The sequence below is a fragment of the Streptomyces avidinii genome (assembly GCF_045161815.1).
Lineage (GTDB): Bacteria > Actinomycetota > Actinomycetes > Streptomycetales > Streptomycetaceae > Streptomyces > Streptomyces avidinii.
The window spans coordinates 6,373,564-6,392,636 of record NZ_CP108863.1 but is presented as its reverse complement, the minus strand read 5'-3'; the positions used below and the strand labels follow the sequence as shown (position 1 = coordinate 6,392,636).

16 protein-coding genes and 1 tRNA gene are annotated in these 19,073 nt (G+C 69.0%); 11 read left to right on the top strand and 6 right to left on the bottom strand.

Annotated elements, in window-relative coordinates:
- The first annotated feature begins 47 nt into the window (after positions 1 to 47).
- Positions 48 to 908 (top strand): DUF4184 family protein, encoded by an 861-nt coding sequence (locus tag OG373_RS28810; protein WP_405441218.1) that lies wholly within the window; start codon positions 48 to 50, stop codon positions 906 to 908.
- Between the two features lie 36 nt (positions 909 to 944).
- On the opposite strand, the gene polA is transcribed toward OG373_RS28810, so the two are convergent.
- Positions 945 to 3,605, bottom strand: coding sequence for a DNA polymerase I (polA, locus tag OG373_RS28805; RefSeq protein WP_405444236.1), 2,661 nt, complete (start codon positions 3,603 to 3,605; stop codon positions 945 to 947).
- Between the two features lie 258 nt (positions 3,606 to 3,863).
- On the opposite strand from polA, the gene OG373_RS28800 reads away from it, so the two are divergent.
- The 8 genes from OG373_RS28800 (at position 3,864) to OG373_RS28765 (ending at position 13,728) form a co-directional block, all read left to right on the top strand.
- Positions 3,864 to 6,149, top strand: a complete 2,286-nt coding sequence (locus tag OG373_RS28800; protein ID WP_405441217.1) for an FdhF/YdeP family oxidoreductase — start codon at positions 3,864 to 3,866, stop codon at positions 6,147 to 6,149.
- Positions 6,150 to 6,203: 54 nt separating this feature from the next.
- Positions 6,204 to 6,677, top strand: coding sequence for a PaaI family thioesterase (locus OG373_RS28795; RefSeq protein WP_397735185.1), 474 nt, complete (start codon positions 6,204 to 6,206; stop codon positions 6,675 to 6,677).
- Between the two features lie 287 nt (positions 6,678 to 6,964).
- Positions 6,965 to 7,387 (top strand): hypothetical protein, encoded by a 423-nt coding sequence (locus tag OG373_RS28790; protein ID WP_405441215.1) that lies wholly within the window; start codon positions 6,965 to 6,967, stop codon positions 7,385 to 7,387.
- A gap of 542 nt (positions 7,388 to 7,929) precedes the next feature.
- Positions 7,930 to 9,162: a branched-chain amino acid ABC transporter substrate-binding protein gene (locus OG373_RS28785; RefSeq protein WP_405441214.1), complete on the top strand. Its 1,233-nt coding sequence runs from the start codon at positions 7,930 to 7,932 to the stop codon at positions 9,160 to 9,162.
- Between the two features lie 108 nt (positions 9,163 to 9,270).
- Positions 9,271 to 10,203 carry a branched-chain amino acid ABC transporter permease gene (locus tag OG373_RS28780; protein ID WP_319724855.1) on the top strand — a complete coding sequence of 311 codons (933 nt, stop codon included), beginning with the start codon at positions 9,271 to 9,273 and terminating at the stop codon, positions 10,201 to 10,203.
- A 5-nt stretch (positions 10,204 to 10,208) separates the two neighbouring features.
- Complete coding sequence (locus tag OG373_RS28775; RefSeq protein WP_405441212.1) at positions 10,209 to 11,936, top strand: branched-chain amino acid ABC transporter permease; 1,728 nt, start codon at positions 10,209 to 10,211, stop codon at positions 11,934 to 11,936.
- Between the two features lie 5 nt (positions 11,937 to 11,941).
- On the top strand, positions 11,942 to 13,015 hold the full coding sequence (locus tag OG373_RS28770; protein WP_405441211.1) for an ABC transporter ATP-binding protein: 1,074 nt from the start codon (positions 11,942 to 11,944) through the stop codon (positions 13,013 to 13,015).
- Positions 13,012 to 13,728, top strand: a complete 717-nt coding sequence (locus OG373_RS28765) for an ABC transporter ATP-binding protein (protein WP_383205205.1) — start codon at positions 13,012 to 13,014, stop codon at positions 13,726 to 13,728. Before OG373_RS28770 ends, OG373_RS28765 begins: the two co-directional genes overlap by 4 nt.
- Before the next feature lie 65 nt (positions 13,729 to 13,793).
- Here OG373_RS28765 and OG373_RS28760 read toward each other — a convergent pair whose 3' ends face one another.
- Positions 13,794 to 14,447 (bottom strand): ANTAR domain-containing response regulator, encoded by a 654-nt coding sequence (locus OG373_RS28760; protein ID WP_030008501.1) that lies wholly within the window; start codon positions 14,445 to 14,447, stop codon positions 13,794 to 13,796.
- Between the two features lie 99 nt (positions 14,448 to 14,546).
- Between OG373_RS28760 and OG373_RS28755 the strand changes: the two genes are divergently transcribed.
- Together OG373_RS28755 and OG373_RS28750 are read left to right on the top strand one after the other, a co-directional pair.
- A tRNA-Leu gene (locus tag OG373_RS28755) sits at positions 14,547 to 14,619 on the top strand.
- Between the two features lie 166 nt (positions 14,620 to 14,785).
- Positions 14,786 to 15,496: a helix-turn-helix domain-containing protein gene (locus OG373_RS28750; RefSeq protein WP_405441210.1), complete on the top strand. Its 711-nt coding sequence runs from the start codon at positions 14,786 to 14,788 to the stop codon at positions 15,494 to 15,496.
- 2 nt (positions 15,497 to 15,498) lie between these two features.
- Here the strand turns inward: OG373_RS28750 and OG373_RS28745 are convergent, their stop codons facing one another.
- The 4 genes from OG373_RS28745 to OG373_RS28730 all read right to left on the bottom strand — a co-directional run bounded on the left by OG373_RS28745 (position 15,499) and on the right by OG373_RS28730 (position 18,970).
- On the bottom strand, positions 15,499 to 16,017 hold the full coding sequence (locus OG373_RS28745; protein WP_397735172.1) for a hypothetical protein: 519 nt from the start codon (positions 16,015 to 16,017) through the stop codon (positions 15,499 to 15,501).
- A 44-nt stretch (positions 16,018 to 16,061) separates the two neighbouring features.
- On the bottom strand, positions 16,062 to 16,517 hold the full coding sequence (locus OG373_RS28740; protein WP_405441209.1) for a MarR family transcriptional regulator: 456 nt from the start codon (positions 16,515 to 16,517) through the stop codon (positions 16,062 to 16,064).
- Positions 16,518 to 16,675: 158 nt separating this feature from the next.
- Positions 16,676 to 18,103, bottom strand: coding sequence for a pyruvate kinase (pyk, locus tag OG373_RS28735; RefSeq protein ID WP_397735167.1), 1,428 nt, complete (start codon positions 18,101 to 18,103; stop codon positions 16,676 to 16,678).
- Positions 18,104 to 18,250: 147 nt separating this feature from the next.
- Complete coding sequence (locus tag OG373_RS28730) at positions 18,251 to 18,970, bottom strand: SIMPL domain-containing protein (RefSeq protein WP_405441208.1); 720 nt, start codon at positions 18,968 to 18,970, stop codon at positions 18,251 to 18,253.
- Between the last annotated feature and the right edge of the window lie 103 nt (positions 18,971 to 19,073).

Genomic DNA, 19,073 nt, shown 5'->3' with positions numbered 1-19,073 from the left:
ATGGCCCGAAGTAAGGAACGTCCACGGGAACACCGAGGAGAGGCGCCATGCCGTTCACTCTCAGCCACGCGGCCGCCGTACTTCCGGCCATCCGCCGGACCGGGCGTGCGCGGGGCCCCCTCGTCGCCTCGGCGCTCGTCCTCGGGTCGTTCGCGCCCGACACCTTCTACTTCACGGACGCGGTCGTCGAGGGCGCCATGGCGTACGGGACCTTCACGCACTCGCTGCCGGGGATCTTCACCCTGGACGCCGTACTGACGGCCGTCCTGGTGGCCTTCTGGCTGCTGCTGCGCGAGCCGCTGATCGCGCTCCTGCCCCGCAACCGGCGCGGCAGGGTGCACGCCTTCGTACGGGGCGAGGAGTGGCGCGAGCGTCCCCGGCCGGCCGCGCTCCTCGCCTGGTTCTACGTCTCGGCGGTCATCGGTTCCCTCACGCACGTGCTGTGGGACAGCTTCACGCACCTGGACCGCTGGGGGACGAACGCGCTGCCCTGGCTCGGCGAGCCGATCGCCTTCGGCTTCCCGCCCTACACCTTCCTCCAGTACGGCACTTCGGCCGCATCGGCGTGCCTCCTGCTGTGGTTCACGACGACCGCCCTGCGCCGGCTCCCCGCCTCCACCGTCCCGGCATCGGTGCCCGTGCTCTCCCGCGCGGAGGTCCTGGGGGCGCTCGCCCTGCTCGTGGTGTGCGTGGGCGTCGCCGTCACCGTGCGCATCATCCGCTTCTTCACCTTCTTCGACCGGATCCGTACGCCGCTCGACATCATCCCGACCATCTGCTTCGGCGCGGGCGGCGGCCTGGCCGTGGCCCTGCTGGTCTTCGGGGTCCTCGTACGGCTGCGGCACCGCCACGACCGGACCGGGCGCCCCGCGGACGAGGAAACGCGAACGCCCGTCCCCACCGCCTGAGCGACGGGGACGGGCGCCGGACCTGCCGTACGGGGATCAGTGCGCGGCGGACTCCCAGTCCGGGCCGACGCCCACCGACACGTCCAGCGCGGCCCGCAGTGCGACGGCGGCGCCCATCTCGCGGCGCACCAGCTCCTCGACCTGCTGGCGCTCGCCCGGGGCGATCTCCAGCACGATTTCGTCGTGGACCTGGAGCAGCATCCGCGAGCGCAGGCCGGCCCCGGTGATGGCCTTGTCCACGCGCAGCATCGCGACCTTGACGATGTCGGCGGCGGTGCCCTGGATCGGGGCGTTGAGCGCCATCCGCTCGGCGGCCTCGCGGCGCTGGCGGTTGTCGCTGTTGAGGTCGGGCAGGTACCGGCGGCGGCCGAAGATCGTCGCCGTGTATCCGGTGGCGCGGGCCTCGTCGACGACGCGGCCGAGGTAGTCGCGGACCCCGCCGAACCGCTCGAAGAAGGTCTCCATCAGGCCGCGCGCCTCGGCGGGCTCGATGTTCAGCTGCTGGGCGAGACCGAACGCGGAGAGCCCGTAGGCGAGTCCGTACGACATCGCCTTGATCTTGCGGCGCATCTCGGCGTCGACGGCGGACCGCTCCACCCCGAACACCTGGGAGGCGACGGTGGTGTGCAGGTCCTCGCCGGTCGCGAAGGCCTCGATCAGGCCCTCGTCCTCGGAGAGGTGGGCCATGACGCGCAGCTCGATCTGGCTGTAGTCGGCCGTCATCAGGGACTCGAAGCCCTCGCCGACGACGAAGCCGCGGCGGATGGCGCGGCCCTCGTCGGTGCGCACCGGCACGTTCTGCAGGTTGGGGTCGGTGGAGGACAGCCGGCCGGTCGCGGCGACGGTCTGGCTGAAGCTGGTGTGCACCCGGCCGTCGGCGGCGATGGTCTTCACCAGGCCCTCGACGGTGACGCGCAGCTTGGCCTGCTCCCGGTGCCGGAGCATGATCACCGGGAGTTCGTGGTCGGTCTGCGTGGCCAGCCAGGCCAGCGCGTCCGCGTCCGTGGTGTAACCGGTCTTGGTCTTCTTCGTCTTCGGCAGGTCCAGCTCGCCGAAGAAGACCTCCTGGAGCTGCTTGGGCGAGCCGAGGTTGAATTCGTGGCCGACGGTGGCGTGCGCCTCCTTGACGGCCTGCTGCACGGCTCCCGCGAACTGCTGCTCCATGGCCTCCAGATGGTCGCGGTCGGCGGCGATGCCGGACCGCTCCATGCGGGCGAGGAGCTCGGAGGTCGGCAGCTCCATGTCGTGGAGCAGCTCCGCGGCGCCCACCTCGGCGAGCTTGTCCGTGAAGGCGTCGCCCAGGTCCAGGACGGCGCGGGCCTGCGCCATCAGGGCCTCGGCCTCGGCGGTCTCGTCGGCACCGAAGGCCAGCTGGCCGTCGGCCGCGGCGGGCGCCAGCTCACGGTGCAGGTACTCCATGGACAGGGCGTCCAGGGCGAAGGACCGGCGGCCCGGCTTGACCAGGTAGGCGGCGAGCGCGGTGTCCATGGCGACCCCGGCAAGGGTCCAGCCGTGCTCGGGGAAAACCCGCATCAGGCCCTTGGCGTTGTGCACGACCTTGGTCCGCGCCGGGTCGGCGGCCCAGGCCGCGAAGGCCTGCTCGTCCGCCTCGTCCAGCTCGGCGGGCGTGAACCAGGCGGCGGCTCCCCCGGCCGCGGCCAGCGCGATCTCCGCGACATTGCCCTGGCCCAGCGCCCAGCTGTCGACGGTCGAGATGCCCAGGGGCCCGCCCGCGTGGCTCTCCAGCCACGGCGCCAGCTCGCCCGTGCCCAGCACGGATCCGTCCAGCTCCACGGCGGCCACCGGAGCCGGGGCCTCCTCCACGGCCGCGCCCGGGTCCACGGTGAGCAGCCGCTCGCGCAGCGAGGCGTTGCGGATCTCCAGCACGTCCAGCACGCCGAGCAGGGCGGTCCGGTCGTAGGGGGCGCGGAGCAGGTCGGCGGGACCCTTGGGCAGCTCCACGTCCTTGACCATCTCGGTCAGGACCCGGTTGAGCTTGACGGCCTCCAGGTGGTCCCGGAAGTTCTGCCCGGCCTTGCCCTTGACCTCCTCGGCGCGCTCGACGAGCTCCGCGAACGACCCGAACTGGGTGATCCACTTGGCCGCGGTCTTCTCGCCGACGCCCGGGATGCCCGGCAGGTTGTCCGACGGGTCGCCGCGCAGCGCCGCGAAGTCCGGGTACTGCTGCGGGGTGAGCCCGTACTTCTCCTCGACCTTCTCCGGAGTGAACCGGGTGAGCTCGGAGACGCCCTTGGTCGGGTAGAGCACGGTGGTGCGCTCGGAGACGAGCTGGAAGGAGTCCCGGTCACCGGTGACGATCAGCACGTCGAAGCCGGCCGCCTCGGCCTGCGTCGCGAGCGTCGCGATCACGTCGTCGGCCTCGAAGCCGTCGACGGCGAACCGCGGCACGTGCATCGCGTCGAGCAGCTCGCCGATCAGCTCGACCTGCCCCTTGAACTCGTCGGGGGTCTTGGAGCGGTTCGCCTTGTACTCGGGGAACTCCGTCGAACGCCACGTCTTGCGGGAGACGTCGAACGCCACCGCGAAATGCGTGGGGGCCTCGTCGCGCAGCGTGTTCGCCAGCATCGACGCGAAACCGTAGATTGCGTTGGTCGGCTGCCCCGTCGCGGTCGTGAAGTTCTCCGCGGGCAGCGCGAAGAACGCCCGGTAGGCCAGGGAGTGCCCGTCCATGAGCATCAGGCGGGGACGGTCCGCTGCGGGCGGCTGGTCGGTCTTCTTCGCTGATGAATCTGCCACGCCCCGATCCTAGGCGCCCCCACCGACAATTCCGGCCCGTCGCCTCCCCCGGCGCATCCACCCCACCGGACGCCCCCGGCGCACCCGCCCGGGGCCGGTGAGCCCCGGACCGCCCTCCCCTCGTTCCGTGGTCCGTGCAAGGATCGAAGGAAGCGGCCACACGTGCTGCATACGTACGCACGCTCGAAGGGGAGCGCGATGGCCACCAAGCCGCCCACAGGCGATCCGATCCAGGACGCACCGCAGGTCACACCGCCCAAGCACGCGGCCGCCGGCCTGCCGGCGATCGGGCACACCCTGCGGATCGCCCAGCAGCAGATGGGCGTGGCCCGAACCGCCCGCACGCTCCTCAAGGTCAACCAGAAGGACGGCTTCGACTGCCCCGGCTGCGCCTGGCCCGAGGGCGACAAGCGGCACACCGCCGAATTCTGCGAGAACGGCGCCAAGGCCGTCGCGGAGGAGGCCACGCTGCGCCGGGTCACCCCCGAGTTCTTCGCCGCGCACCCGCTGGCCGACCTGGCCACGCGTTCCGGCTACTGGCTGGGCCAGCAGGGCCGCATCACCGAGCCCATGCTCCTGGAGCGCGGGGCGGCGCCCGGCGGCGACGACCGGTACGAGCCGGTCAGCTGGGAGAAGGCCTTCGAGGTCATCGCCGAGGAGCTGACCGCCCTCGACTCCCCCGACGAGGCCCTCTTCTACACCTCGGGCCGCACCAGCAACGAGGCCGCGTTCCTCTTCCAGCTCTTCGCCCGCGAGTTCGGTACCAACAACCTGCCCGACTGCTCCAACATGTGCCACGAGTCCTCGGGCTCCGCACTGACCGAGACCATCGGCATCGGCAAGGGCAGCGTCTCCCTCGAAGACCTCCACCGGGCCGACCTGATCATCGTCGCGGGACAGAACCCGGGCACCAACCATCCGCGCATGCTCTCCGCCCTGGAGAAGGCCAAGACCGCCGGCGCCCGGATCATCTCGGTGAACCCGCTGCCCGAGGCCGGCACGGAACGGTTCAAGAACCCGCAGACCCCGATCGGCATGTTCCGGGGCACCGCCCTCACCGATCTCTTCCTGCAGATCCGCATCGGCGGCGACCAGGCCCTCTTCCGCCTCCTGAACAAGCTCGTCATCGAGACGGACGGCGCCACCGACGAGGCCTTCATCCGCGAGCACACCCACGGCTACGAGGATCTCGCGGCCGCCGCGAAGGAGGCCGACTGGGACGAGACCCTCACCGCGACGGGCCTGACCCGCCCCGAGATCGAGCAGGCCCTGGCCATGATCCTGGCCTCGGAGCGCACCATCGTCTGCTGGGCCATGGGCCTCACCCAGCACAAGCACGCCGTCGCCACCATCCGCGAGGTCGTCAACCTCCTGCTGCTGCGCGGCAACATCGGCCGCCCCGGCGCCGGCGTCTGCCCCGTCCGCGGCCACTCCAACGTGCAGGGCGACCGCACCATGGGGATCTTCGAACGCCCTGCGCCGGCCTTCCTCGACGCCCTCGACAGCGAGTTCGGCATCACCTCGCCCCGCGGGCACGGCTACGACGTCGTCCGCTCCATCCAGGCGCTGCGCGACGGCAGGGCCAAGGTCCTCTTCGCAATGGGCGGCAACTTCGTCGGCGCCACCCCGGACACCGAGGTCACCGAGGCCGCGATCCGCACGGCCGCCCTGACGGTGCACGTCTCCACCAAGCTCAACCGCTCCCACGCGGTCACCGGCCGGCGGGCCCTGATCCTGCCCACCCTCGGCCGTACCGACAAGGACGTCCAGGCGAGCGGCAAGCAGTTCGTGACCGTCGAGGACTCCATGGGCATGGTCCACGCCTCCCGCGGCAACCTCGCCCCGGCCTCCCCGCACCTGCTGTCCGAGCCCGCGATCGTGGCCCGGATGGCCCGCGCCGTCCTCGGCAGCGCCTCCGCCACCCCGTGGGAGGAGTTCGAGCGCGACTACGCCTCGATCCGCGAGCGGATCTCCCGCGTGATCCCCGGCTTCGAGGACTTCAACGCCAAGGTCGCCCACCCCGGCGGCTTCCAGCTCCCGCACGCCCCGCGCGACGAGCGCCGCTTCCCGACGAAGACCGGCAAGGCCAATTTCACGGCCGCGCCCGTGGAGTACCCGCGGGTCCCGGAGGGGCGGCTGCTCCTGCAGACCCTGCGCAGCCACGACCAGTACAACACCACGATCTACGGCCTCGACGACCGCTACCGCGGCATCACCGGCGGCCGCCGCGTCGTCATGGTGAACCCCGTCGACGCGGCCGAGCTGGGCCTGGCCGACGGCTCGTACACGGACCTGGTGAGCGAGTGGACGGACGGCGTGGAGCGGCGCGCTCCCGGCTTCCGGGTCGTGCACTACCCGACGGCCCGCGGCTGCGCCGCCGCGTACTACCCGGAGACCAACGTGCTGGTCCCGCTGGACTCGACCGCGGACGTCAGCAACACCCCGGCCAGCAAGTCCGTCGTCGTGCGCTTCGAACCGGCCTGATAGAACGACCTCAGGACAAGAAGGTTAACGAGCGTTGACGAACGGAGCCTGACCATGGGCGAGCAGCACGCAGTGAAGTTCCCGCAGGAGGTGCTCGACGAGTACGCGGCCCTGGGCATCGACCTGCCCGCGCTGTTCTCGGCGGGAGACCTCGGCGAGCGGATGGACATCCGCATCCTGGAGGCCTCGGCCGACCGCGTCGTCGCCACCATGCCGGTCAAGGGCAACACCCAGCCGTACGGGCTGCTGCACGGCGGCGCCTCGGCCGTGCTGGCCGAGACCCTCGGCTCGATCGGCGCCATGATGCACGGTGGCATCACCAAGATCGCCGTCGGCGTGGACCTGAACTGCACCCACCACCGGGGCGCCCGCTCCGGCATCGTCACGGGCGTCGCCACCCCGGTGCACCGCGGCCGCTCGACCACCACCTTCGAGATCGTCATCACCGACGAGCAGGACAAGCGGATCTGCACCGCCCGCCTGACCTGCCTGCTGCGCGACGCCGACCAGGCCGCCGCGCAGTCCTGACCCGGTCGGCGCGACCCACCCGGCTCCACCCGACCGGCTCCGGCCGGCCACGCATCACCCGCAGGCCCGGATCCGCCCCGCACGGCGGCGGATCCGGGTCTGCGTCCGTTTCACGCCGCTTCCGGGGCCGCCCCGGCCGGCCCCCGGCCCGTCCACGGCCCTTCGCCGGACCGTCCGCGGCCCGTTCCGGACCGGTCCGAGCCCGCCAACCGCCCGGAATCCGCCAGTCCGCACGCTGCGGGGCGACAGCTGTTGTGTCACCGATGGTGACCGCCTACCTTCCCCTCATGGGGACCATGCCACGCACGGCCCGGTACGCCGCCCACATCCTCCTCGCGGCGCTCGCCCTGTCCGGATGCCGATCCTCCGCACCACCCTCCGCGGCGGGCTCCGAGGCGCCCTCCGGCAGCCCGTCCGGCGAACCCTCCGCCGCCCCCTCCACGCCCGTGCAGGTCTGCACGAGCCTCGTGTCGTACTGGGCGAAGGAGACCCTCCTGGGCACCAAATGGTCCGGCCTCGACTGGGAACAGAAGGGCCTGTCGAACGGCCAGTACGCGATCCAGGAGGACGCGGTCGCCGCGGGCCGCGCCGAAGAGCGAACTGCCGGACGGGGCAAGGCACTTGAGCTCATCGACCGGTTCGTCGCCCAGCGCTGCGCCGAACAGGACGGCGCGACCGCCAGTTCGGAGAACTGGCGCCCCCCGACGTGACCGGCATCACCGCATTCCCGAGTGCGGTGTCCGCCTTCCGGGCAGATCCCCCTACGGGACCGAACCGCAGGTGAGAGGCCATACCTCGACTCGAACAAGATCCGTTCACGTTCGAAAGTGCCCTCTTGACCGTCACTGTGCGTAATGCCCACCAGGGGCGTAATCCGCCTTTTCCCTTAAGAAAGACCACCCGGAGGATTCTTTTGGGCACGCGCAGCCACATTCGGCCGAAAATGATCTAAGACAGGTGCATGGAGGCCTCAAGCCCCTTAGAAGAACAGGTAATTCTCACGATGCGGACACCCGCCAAAGTGAGAAAACGTCCGTTTTGTCCACACTCCCGCCACACATTCTTGGCCTTGGCATAACAAGAGCGTCACATCCTCCTTTCCCTGCTCCCCGTGCTCGCCACCTCGGGCCTAGAGTCACGGCCAGTCACCGCGCCGCAGGGCGCGAATCAGCACGGCCGTGGACCTCCCAGTGCGGCCCGGCGACCTAACGGCACCTCTCACGAGAGAGCCGCGCCAGGGAAAGGAAGAATCGTGCGACACCGTTCTTTGCTCGTCCTCACCACCGTGATCACCACGGGAGCACTGACCCTCACCGCTTGCGGATCGCGCGACGGAGACTCCAAGGACAACGGCGGCGGCAAGAAGACCACCGTCGTCATCGGCGTGGACGCCCCGCTCACCGGCTCGCTCTCCGCGCTCGGCCAGGGCATCAAGAACTCCGTCGACCTCGCGGCCAAGACGGCCAACAAGAACAACGAGGTCCCCGGGATCGAGTTCAAGGTCGAGGCCCTCGACGACCAGGCGGTCCCCGCCTCCGGTCAGGCCAACGCCACCAAGCTCGTCGGCAACAAGGACGTCCTCGGCGTCGTCGGCCCGCTGAACTCCGGCGTCGCCCAGCAGATGCAGGGCGTCTTCGCCTCCGCCAACCTGGCGCAGGTCTCGCCCGCCAACACCAACCCCGCGCTCAGCCAGGGCGACAACTGGGGCAAGGGCGAGTTCAAGCGCGGCTTCAAGACCTACTTCCGCACCGCCGCCACCGACGTGGTCCAGGGCAAGTTCGCCGCCCAGTACCTCTTCAAGGACGCCGGCAAGAAGAAGGTCTTCATCGTCGACGACAAGCAGACCTACGGCGCCGGCCTCGCCGCGATCTTCGCCGACGAGTTCAAGAAGCTCGGCGGCGAGGTCGTCGGCACCGACCACGTCACCGTGAAGGAGACCGACTTCTCCTCCACCGCCGACAAGGTCAAGACCTCCGGCGCCGACTCCGTCTACTTCGGCGGCCAGTACCCCGAGGGCGGCCTGCTCGCCGACCAGATCAAGAAGACCGGCGCCAACGTCCCCCTCATGGGCGGCGACGGCATCCAGGACCCGGCCTTCATCAGCGCCTCCGGTGAGGCCAACGAGGGCGACCTCGCCACCTCGATCGGCTACCCGGTCGAGAAGCTGGACACCGCCAAGAAGTTCATCGAGGACTACAAGACCGAGGGTTACAAGGACCCGTACGCCGCCTACGGTGGCTACTCCTACGACGCCGGCTGGGCCGTCATCCAGGCCGTCAAGGCCGCCGTCGCCGCCAACGGCGGCAAGCTGCCCACCGACGCCCGCGCCAAGGTCGTCGAGGCACTCGGCAAGGTCTCCTTCGAGGGCGTGACCGGCAAGGTCGCCTTCGACGAGTACGGCGACACCACCAACAAGCAGCTCACCGTCTACAAGGTCGAGGGCGGCAAGTGGGTCGACGTCAAGAGCGACACCTTCAACCAGTAAGCCCGTAGTCCCCAGCACCACCCGTAACACCTGAACCAACGCCGCGCGAGGGCGCAAACAGCGCCCTCGCGCGGAGTCTTATCCGACACGCTCATCGGAGGCCCTGCGGTGCACGAACTGCCGCAACAGCTGGCCAACGGCCTGGCCCTCGGTGCTCTCTATGGTCTCATCGCCATCGGGTACACCATGGTCTACGGCATCGTCCAGCTCATCAACTTCGCCCACGGCGAGATCTTCATGATCGGCGGCTTCGGCGCGCTCAGCGCCTACGCCATCCTCCCGACCGGCACCTCCCTGCTGATCGCGATACCCGTCATGATCGTCGGAGGTGCCGCCACCTCCGTCGCCGTGGCCTGCGCAGCCGAACGCTTCGCCTACCGCCCACTGCGCAGCGCCCCCCGGCTCGCACCCCTCATCACCGCAATCGGCCTCTCGATCGCGCTCCAGCAGCTCGTCTGGCAGTTCTACCCGGACGCCAAGAAGGCCGTCAGCTTCCCTGAGTTCAAGGGCGCCGCCTTCAAGATCACCGACAGCCTGGCGATCCAGCGCGCGGACCTCTTCGTCCTCATCCTCGCCCCGCTCTGCATGCTCGCCCTCGGCATCTTCGTCCAGAAGAGCCGCAGCGGCCGCGCCATGCAGGCCACCGCGCAGGACCCGGACACCGCGAAGCTGATGGGCATCAACACCGACCGCATCATCGTCATGGCCTTCGCCATCGGTGCAGCGTTCGCAGCCGTCGCCGCCGTCGCCTACGGCCTCGACAAGGGCCAGATCAACTTCGAGATGGGCTTCATCCTCGGCCTCAAGGCCTTCACCGCGGCCGTCCTCGGCGGCATCGGCAACATCTACGGAGCCATGGTCGGCGGCGTCGTCCTCGGACTCGCCGAAGCCCTCTCGATCGCCTACATCGAAGAGATCCCCGGCATGTCGCAGCTCGGCGGTGGAGCCTGGTCCAACGTCTGGGCGTTCGTACTCCTCATCGTCGTCCTCCTCGTGCGGCCACAAGGCCTGCTCGGTGAGCGCGTCGCGGATCGGGCGTGAGAACCATGACCACCACCAGCACCAGCACCCCGCAGACCGACACGGTGAAGCAGGGCCCCGCGCCCACCACGCTCCTGTACGCGGTCATCGGCGGCAGCCTCCTCACCATCATCAGCGCCTTCCTCGCGTGGACGTGGACCGCCGAATTCCCCGGCGACCTGACCTACTACGGAAGCCCCGCCGGCCTCCAGTACGTCACCCTCGCCGGAGCCGCCCTCACCCTCGCCTTCGCGCTCTCCGCACTCGGCGTCAAGGGCTTCGGCTGGCTCACCCCCGCCGGCTCCCGCAAGGCCATCTGGTTCCTGGCCCTCGGCAACCTCGCCGCCACCCTGTTCACGGTCCTGGCCATCACCGTCGTCCTCGGCGGAGTGATCAACCTCGAACCCGGCGCGTACGTCGCCCTCGTCGGCTCGGTCATCCCCGTCCTCGCCGCGAACAAGCTCCCGGACGACACCCGCAAGGCGGCCCCCGCCAAGCAGCTGCCCTCCTGGGCCGAGATCCTCATCGTCACCGGCGTCTTCGCCATCGGCCTCTTCGTCATCACCTTCGGCATCGACACCGATGACAAGGAACCGCAGCTCTTCGTCGCCTACCTGATCACCGTCGGCGTGGCGGCCCTCGCGATGAACAAGGCAGGCCTCTTCGCCCGCCTCGCCGGCATCACCGCCAAGCACCGCCAGGTCACCCTGATCGGCACCGCGGCCGCGGCGATCGCCTTCCCGTTCATCCAGCAGAGCGGCGACACCTACACGCTGATCGCGGTCAACATCCTGATCTTCGCGACCGTCGCCCTCGGCCTCAACGTCGTCGTCGGCCTCGCCGGCCTCCTCGACCTCGGCTACGTCGCCTTCCTCGGCGTCGGCGCCTACGCCGCGGCCCTGGTCTCCGGAAGCACCGCCTCCGCCTTCGGCATCCACCTGCCCTTCTGGGCAGCGGTCATCGTCGGCGCCCTCGCCTCGCTCATCTTCGGCGTGGTCATCGGAGCCCCGACCCTGCGCCTGCGCGGCGACTACCTCGCCATCGTCACCCTCGGCTTCGGAGAAATCTTCCGCATCGCCATGGGCAACCTCGACGGCACCTCCGGCCCGGACATCACCAACGGCCCGAACGGCATCCCCAACATCCCCCACCTCGAACTCTTCGGGTGGAACTTCGGGGAATCCCACGTAGTCGGCGGCATCACCCTCGGTGCCTACGCCAACTACTACTTCCTGATGCTGCTCGTCATGGCCCTGGTCGTCCTGGTCTTCGCCCGCGCCGGCAGCAGCCGCATCGGACGCGCCTGGGTCGCCATCCGCGAGGACGAGACCGCCGCCGAAGCCATGGGCATCAACGGCTTCAAGGTCAAGCTCATCGCCTTCGCCCTCGGCGCCACCCTCGCCGGCCTCGCCGGCACCGTCCAGGCACACGTCAACAGCACGGTCGTCCCCGAGAACTACGTCTTCGCCGGGCCCGTCCCGCCGAACTCCGCGTTCCTCCTCGCCGCCGTCATCCTCGGCGGCATGGGCACCATCCGCGGCCCCATCCTCGGCGCCGCACTCCTCTTCCTCATCCCGGCGAAGCTGGCCTTCCTCCAGGACTACCAGCTCCTCGCCTTCGGCATCGCCCTCATCCTGCTCATGCGCTTCCGCCCCGAAGGCCTCATCGCCAACAAGCGCGCGCAGCTCGAGTACCACGACGACACCGCTGACCAGGCCCCCACGGACCTGGCCACCGCCAAGGCGGGGGCGTGAACATCATGACGACCACCACAGACACCACCACGGACACCACCACCAAGACCACGGTTCTCGAAGCCAAGGGCGTCACCATGCGCTTCGGCGGCCTCACCGCCGTCAAGAGCGTCGACCTCCAGGTCAACGCGGGCGAGATCGTCGGACTCATCGGCCCCAACGGCGCCGGCAAGACCACCTTCTTCAACTGCCTCACCGGGCTGTACGTCCCCACCGAGGGATCCGTCAGCTACAAGGGCACGGTCCTGCCTCCCAAGCCCCACAAGGTCACCGAAGCCGGCATCGCCCGCACCTTCCAGAACATCCGGCTCTTCCACAACATGACCGTGCTGGAGAACGTCCTCGTCGGACGCCACACCCGCACCAAGGAAGGCCTCTGGTCCGCACTCCTGCGCGGCCCCGGCTTCAAGAAGGCCGAAGCCGCCAGCGAAGCCCGCGCCATGGAACTCCTGGAGTTCATCGGGCTGGAGAACAAGGCCCAGCACCTGGCCAAGAACCTCCCCTACGGCGAACAGCGCAAGCTGGAAATCGCCCGCGCCCTCGCCAGCGACCCCGGCCTCATCCTCCTGGACGAGCCCACCGCCGGCATGAACCCGCAGGAAACCCGCGCTGCCGAAGAACTCATCTTCGCCATCCGCGACATGGGCATCGCCGTCCTCGTCATCGAGCACGACATGCGCTTCATCTTCAACCTCTGCGACCGCGTCGCCTGCCTCGTCCAGGGCGAGAAGCTCATCGAGGGCACCGCGTCCGAGGTCCAGGGCGACGAGCGCGTCATCGCCGCCTACCTCGGCGAGCCCTTCGAGGGCGACCCGGGCGCCGCGGAGGTCGCCGCGGTCGAGGCCGCGGAAGCCGCAGCCGAGGCCGCAGCCGAGGCCACCGCCGAGGCCACCGCCGAGGCCGAGGCCGAAACCGCCGAGGTCGAGGCGGAAGCCGAGCCCGAGGCCGACGCCGCAGCCGAGCCGGAGGCGGAAGCCGACGCCGACGCGGAGTCCGCCACGGACACCGACACGGAGTCCACGGACACCGACTCGGACAGCACCACCAGCACCACCAGCACGGAAGGAGAGGCCAAGTGACCGCACTGCTCAAGGTCGAAGACCTCAAGGTCGCCTACGGCAAGATCGAAGCCGTCAAGGGAATCTCCTTCGAAGTCAACGAAGGCGAAATCGTCTGCCTCGTCGGCACCAACGGCGCCGGCAAGACGACCACCCTGCGCACCCTCTCCGGGCTCATCAAGCCCAAGAGCGGCACCATCACCTTCGACGGCCAGCCCCTCGCCGCCGTCCCCGCCCACAAGATCGTCTCCCTGGGCCTCGCCCACTCCCCCGAGGGACGCCACATCTTCCCCCGGCTGACGATCGCCGAAAACCTCCAGCTCGGCGCCTTCCTGCGCACCGACAAGGAGGGCATCGAGCAGGACGTCCAGCGCGCCTACGAGATGTTCCCCATCCTGGGCGAACGCCGCAAGCAGGCCGCCGGCACCCTCTCGGGCGGCGAGCAGCAGATGCTCGCCATGGGCCGCGCGCTCATGTCCCGCCCCAAGCTCCTGATGCTGGACGAGCCCTCCATGGGCCTGTCCCCGCTGATGATGCAGAAGATCATGGCGACCATCAAGGAACTCAAGGCCACGGGCATGACCATCCTGCTCGTCGAGCAGAACGCCCAGGCGGCGCTCTCGCTCTCCGACAGCGCGCACGTGATGGAGATCGGTAAGATCGTTCTCTCCGGCACCGGCCGCGACCTCCTCCACAACGAGGACGTCCGCAAGGCCTACCTCGGCGAGGACTGACACAACGTGTGAGGCCCGCCTCCCCTCGGGGGGAGGCGGGCCTCACGCATGTCCGGGAGCGGCTGCTACTTGCCGCTCTCCTTCTTCTTCGCCTCGGCGTCCTCGATGACCACCTCGGCGACCTGCTGCATGGACATCCGACGGTCCATGGACGACTTCTGGATCCACCGGAAGGCGGCCGGCTCGGTCAGCCCGTACTGCGTCTGCAGGATGCTCTTCGCACGGTCCACCAGCTTCCGCGTCTCCAGCCGCTGCGAGAGGTCGGCGACCTCCTGCTCCAGCGCGCGCAGCTCCGCGAAGCGGGACACGGCCATCTCGATGGCGGGCACCACGTCGCTCTTGCTGAACGGCTTCACGAGGTACGCCATGGCCCCGGCGTCCCGGGCCCGCTCGACGAGGTCGCGCTGCGAGAACGCGGTGAGCATCAGGACGGGCGCGATGGACTCCTCCGCGATCTTCTCGGCCGCGGAGATCCCGTCCAGGACGGGCATCTTCACATCGAGGATCACCAGGTCGGGGCGGTGCTCGCGGGCGAGCTCGACGGCCGTCTGGCCGTCGCCGGCCTCGCCGACGACGGAATAGCCCTCTTCTTCGAGCATCTCTTTGAGATCGAGACGGATGAGCGCCTCGTCCTCGGCGATGACGACGCGGGTCGTCAGCGGCGGAACGTGCGACTGGTCGGCGTCGGGCGTGGGCGTCGACTCGTGCTCGGCGGTCACGGATGCTCCTCGGTGCAAGGCGGTTAAGCTCCCACGAGCCTACCTAGCTCCTGTATGTTTGTGACACGGAGGGTCTTAGGTATCCTTCGTTTCGAAGGGGCCCCGGTAGCCCAGCGGTAGAGGCGATGGATTCAAAACCCATTCAGCGTCGGTTCGAATCCGACCCGGGGTACTTCTCCTTCAATTTCAAGGTCGCCAAGCGGATATTGCGATCTTCACTCGTCACGGTGAACGAAACTTCGAATCGCGACCAACCGGGCGAATAACAGCGAAGCTCCTGCCCCGTGGAGCACAATCCCGCGATACGCGAAGAAGCAGTCCTGCTGCTACGCCGAGGCGTGACCAATCGAGTGGTCGCCGAGAATCTCGGCGTCCCCCGCGGCACTGTCGGCTGGTGGCGACACCAGGACCGGAAGAGCCGCGGCGAGACGTACGAGGCGCCCACCGACTGCCCGAGGTGCACCGGCCTTGGCATCGACCGGCCCGCTTACGCCTATCTCCTAGGCCTCTATCTCGGCGACGGCCACATCATCTCGAAGTACAAGCAGCACCACCTCTCCATCTTCTGCGACGCCACCTGGGTGGGCCTCATCGGCGCCGCCGAGAAGGCCATGCACCTCGTGATGCGGCTCCCCCGCGTGAGCCGTCGGCAGCGACAGGGGTGCGTCGAGCTGCAGTCCCACTCGACCCACTGGACGTGCCTGTTCCCACAGCACGGGCCCGGCCGGAAACATGAGCGACGGATCGCCCTCGAGGGCTGGCAGCAGGAGATCGTGGACGCTCACCCGTGGGAGTTCCTGCGGGGGTTGATCCATTCCGACGGGTGTCGGGTCACCAACTGGACCGTCCGCAACGGGAAGCGCTACGAGTACCCGCGGTACTTCTTCACCAACAAGTCCGACGACATCCGGAAGCTCTGCACCGACACGCTGACCAAGGTCGGGGTCCGGTGGACGGTCCTGGCCCGGGGCAGCGATCCGTTCAACGTGTCCGTCGCGCGGAAGGAGTCCGTCGCGCTCATGGACGCCCACATCGGGCCGAAGTACTAGCTTCAGAGGTGGGTGACGGTCCCGGTGGACGGGTCGTAGGTGATCAGGGGCGGCAGTTCGTGGTGGCCGGTGACGGTCTCGGCGGTGAGGACGGCCGGGCGACCGCAGACCGCGGCCAGTTCGGTCAGGAAGCGCAACACGTCGGCGACGTGCGCTCCGTCCTCGACGTCGTCGGGCCAGAGGGAGAATTCGATCCCGTCGACCGGCAGATGGGCCGTGAACCGGGTGTTGCCGCAGCGGACGGAGAGGCTCGCCGTGTAGCCGTCCTCCAGCGCGGCGAACGGGTCCTCGGTGTCGTCCGGGCCGATGTCATGTGCCTCGGGGCCGTCGTACCAGGTGAGCTGGTCGGCGGCGCCGCGGAAGTGGTGCAGGACCTGCTGCCAGTGCGTGTCGTCGGTGCCTGTGACGGTGATGTCGCGGAGGCTTCCGTCGACGTAGAAGACGTCGCACATCCACGGGTCGGGCAGTCGGCAGGTGCCCGGGCGGGGTCCGCAGTCGTTGTGTGGTCGCTGCGTGGTCATTCGGTCCGTCCCCCGTGTGTCCGTCGTGACGGCCCAGTATGGCGTTACGGGAGGTCGCCGTTGCCGCCGAGGTTGGCGACCAGGTGGCGGAGGGTGTCGATGGTGGCCGCGTACTCGGCGTCGTCGATGCCTTCGCGCATCCGCGCGTGGACCTTGGCGTTGCGGTCGTGGGCGCGGAGGCGGCCTGCTTCGCCGGCTTCGGTGAGGGTCGGGCGGTCGTCGGTCTCGGTGAGCCAGCCGCGGGTGGTGAGGTCGGCGTAGACCGCTTCGAAGTCGGTGTTCTGGTCGTCGAAGGGGGTCAGCTTCTCGGTGAGGGCCTTGCGGGTCCATTCGCCCGGGGTGCGGGCTATGTGGCCCAGGGTCCACCAGTGGGGCTGGGTGAGCTGCTCTTCGGCGAGGGCTGTGCGGAGGCTGCCGATGACCAGGTTTGCGGCTTCGCGGGCCCAGTAGCCGATGGGCTGGGCGGCGAGCTGCTGCTGGGAGTACTCGTTCGTCGTCATGTCGCGAACGTATGACCTCAGGTGAGGTTGAGGTCAAGGGAGTTCGAGGAGTTCGCGGCCGTGGTGGATCGGCGGTTCGGCTGGTGGTGCGGGTGGCGGGTGACCGCGTCGGGCGGGGTGCGGCGGCCCGACGCGGTGCGTCGTGTGCGGGTGGTGCGTCAGCGGACGGGGTCGCCGATGTGGTGGATGCGGACGAGGTTGGTGGAGCCGGTGACGCCGGGGGGTGAGCCGGCGGTGATGACGACGACGTCGCCGGGGATGCAGCGGCCGATGCGCAGGAGTTCTTCTTCGACCTGGGCGACCATGGCGTCGGTGGAGTCGACGTGGGGGCCGAGGAAGGTTTCTACGCCCCAGGTGAGGTTGAGCTGGGAGCGGGTGGCCTGGTCGGGGGTGAAGGCCAGGAGGGGGATGGGTGAGCGGTAGCGGGAGAGTCGGCGGACGGTGTCGCCGCTCTGGGTGAAGGCGACGAGGAATTTGGCGTCGAGGAAGTCGCCCATTTCGGCGGCGGCTCGGGCGACGGCGCCGCCTTGGGTGCGGGGCTTGTTGCGGTCGGTCAGGGGCGGGAGGCCCTTGGCGAGGATGTCTTCTTCGGCGGCTTCGACGATGCGGGACATGGTGCGGACGGTTTCGACGGGGTATTTGCCGACGCTGGTTTCGCCGGAGAGCATGACGGCGTCGGTGCCGTCGATGATGGCGTTGGCGACGTCGCTGGCTTCGGCGCGGGTGGGTCGGGAGTTGTCGATCATCGAGTCGAGCATTTGGGTGGCGACGATGACGGGTTTGGCGTTGCGCTTGGCGAGTTTGACGGCGCGCTTCTGGACGATGGGGACTTGTTCGAGGGGCATTTCGACGCCGAGGTCGCCGCGGGCGACCATGATGCCGTCGAAGGCGGCGACGATGTCGTCGATGTTGTCGACGGCCTGCGGCTTTTCGATCTTGGCGATGACGGGGAGGCGTCGGCCTTCTTCGTCCATGATGCGGTGGACGTCTTCGATGTCGTGGCCGCTGCGGACGAAGGAGAGGGCGATGACGTCGGCGCCGGTGCGCAGGGCCCAGCGGAGGTCTTCGATGTCTTTTTCGGAGAGTGCGGGGACGGAGACGGCTACTCCGGGGAGGTTGAGGCCTTTGTGGTCGGAGACCATGCCGCCTTCGATGACGCGGGTGTGGACGCGGGGGCCGTCGACGGCGGTGACTTCGAGGGTGACGCGGCCGTCGTCGACGAGGATGAGTTCGCCGGTGGTGACGTCGTCGGCGAGTCCTTTGTAGGTGGTGCCGCAGGTGTGGCGGTCGCCTTGGTGGTCTTCGACGGTGATGGTGAACTCGTCGCCGCGTTCAAGGAGTACGGGTCCTTCGTGGAAGCGGCCGAGGCGGATCTTCGGGCCTTGAAGGTCGGCGAGGATGCCGACGCTGCGGCCGGTCTCGTCGGAGGCCTTGCGTACGCGCTGGTAGCGCTCCTCGTGTTCGGCGTAGGTGCCGTGGCTGAGGTTGAGGCGGGCGATGTCCATTCCGGCTTCGACCAGTGCTTTGATCTGGTCGTATGAGTCGGTTGCGGGGCCCAGGGTACATACGATTTTTGCTCGGCGCATGAGGCGAGCGTATTCCCCTACCTGCGGGTAGGTAATCGCTTCCGGGTGTCCACTCAACAACCTTTGGGCGAAAGGTTGTTGACAACTGTTGAATGTGCATGGGGGTGCTCCGATGAGCACCCCCGGGGCGCTGAATGGGTCGGTTTTTCAGAGCTGGGGAGGGGTCATCGTGAAGCGGGCGTTCACCTGGGCGTAGACGGTCTGCCGTTGGGGTTCGAGGTCGAGCGGCGGGGGGCCGGCGTCCTCGGTGGCGCTGAAGGCCATGGTGCGCATTCCGCCGCCGGGGTGGGAGGGGAAGGGTTCGGCGTTCTCGGCGCCGAGGTCGGCGAGTTCGACGAGGGCGGCGAGGTTCGCGCCGAGGGCTTCGGCGTATTCGCGGGCGCGTTGGACGGCTTCGAGTACGGCCTGTCGGCGGGCCTGGCCGTGGGCGGGGGAGGTGGGGCGCAGGGCCCACCAGGGGCCGTCGACCTGGGTGAGTTCGAGGTCGGCGAGGCGGGTGGTGAGTTCGCCGAGGGTGGTGAAGTCGCTGAGTTCGGCGGTGATGTGGACGCGGCCGTGGTAGGCGCGGACGCGTTCGGCGCGGCCGTGGCGGGTGAGTTCGGGGGTGATGGAGAAGGCGCCGGTTTCGAGTTTTTCGACGGGGTCGCCGTAGCTCTTGATGAGGTCGAGGACGGTGTTGTTGCGGCGGGTGAGGTCTTCGAGTGCGGTGCGGCGGTCTGTGCCGCGGGCGCTGACGGTGATGCCGATGCGGGCGATCTCGGGGTCGACTTCGATGCGGGCTTCGCCGCGGACTGCTACGCGGGGTACTTCGGGGGTTCCGTAGGGCTGGTGCGCTGCGTGCGCTGCGTGCGTTGCGTCCTGGGTCATGGTTTCCACTGTCGCACTGTCGCTCGTGCGGGTGTGGTCATCGGATCGCAACCTGGCGGGGGTGTTGCGGCTTGTTGCTGCTGGGTCAGAATCTACGCGCGTT

Coding starts and splice junctions, on each gene's coding strand:
- OG373_RS28775 (WP_405441212.1), top strand. CDS start 10,209: ATGACCACCACCAGCACCAGCACCCCGCAGACCGACACGGTGAAGCAG.
- OG373_RS28740 (WP_405441209.1), bottom strand. CDS start 16,517: ATGACGACGAACGAGTACTCCCAGCAGCAGCTCGCCGCCCAGCCCATC.
- OG373_RS28795 (WP_397735185.1), top strand. CDS start 6,204: ATGGGCGAGCAGCACGCAGTGAAGTTCCCGCAGGAGGTGCTCGACGAG.
- OG373_RS28810 (WP_405441218.1), top strand. CDS start 48: ATGCCGTTCACTCTCAGCCACGCGGCCGCCGTACTTCCGGCCATCCGC.
- OG373_RS28770 (WP_405441211.1), top strand. CDS start 11,942: ATGACGACCACCACAGACACCACCACGGACACCACCACCAAGACCACG.
- OG373_RS28790 (WP_405441215.1), top strand. CDS start 6,965: ATGGGGACCATGCCACGCACGGCCCGGTACGCCGCCCACATCCTCCTC.
- OG373_RS28800 (WP_405441217.1), top strand. CDS start 3,864: ATGGCCACCAAGCCGCCCACAGGCGATCCGATCCAGGACGCACCGCAG.
- OG373_RS28730 (WP_405441208.1), bottom strand. CDS start 18,970: ATGACCCAGGACGCAACGCACGCAGCGCACGCAGCGCACCAGCCCTAC.
- pyk (WP_397735167.1), bottom strand. CDS start 18,103: ATGCGCCGAGCAAAAATCGTATGTACCCTGGGCCCCGCAACCGACTCA.
- polA (WP_405444236.1), bottom strand. CDS start 3,605: ATGCTCATGGACGGGCACTCCCTGGCCTACCGGGCGTTCTTCGCGCTG.
- OG373_RS28745 (WP_397735172.1), bottom strand. CDS start 16,017: ATGACCACGCAGCGACCACACAACGACTGCGGACCCCGCCCGGGCACC.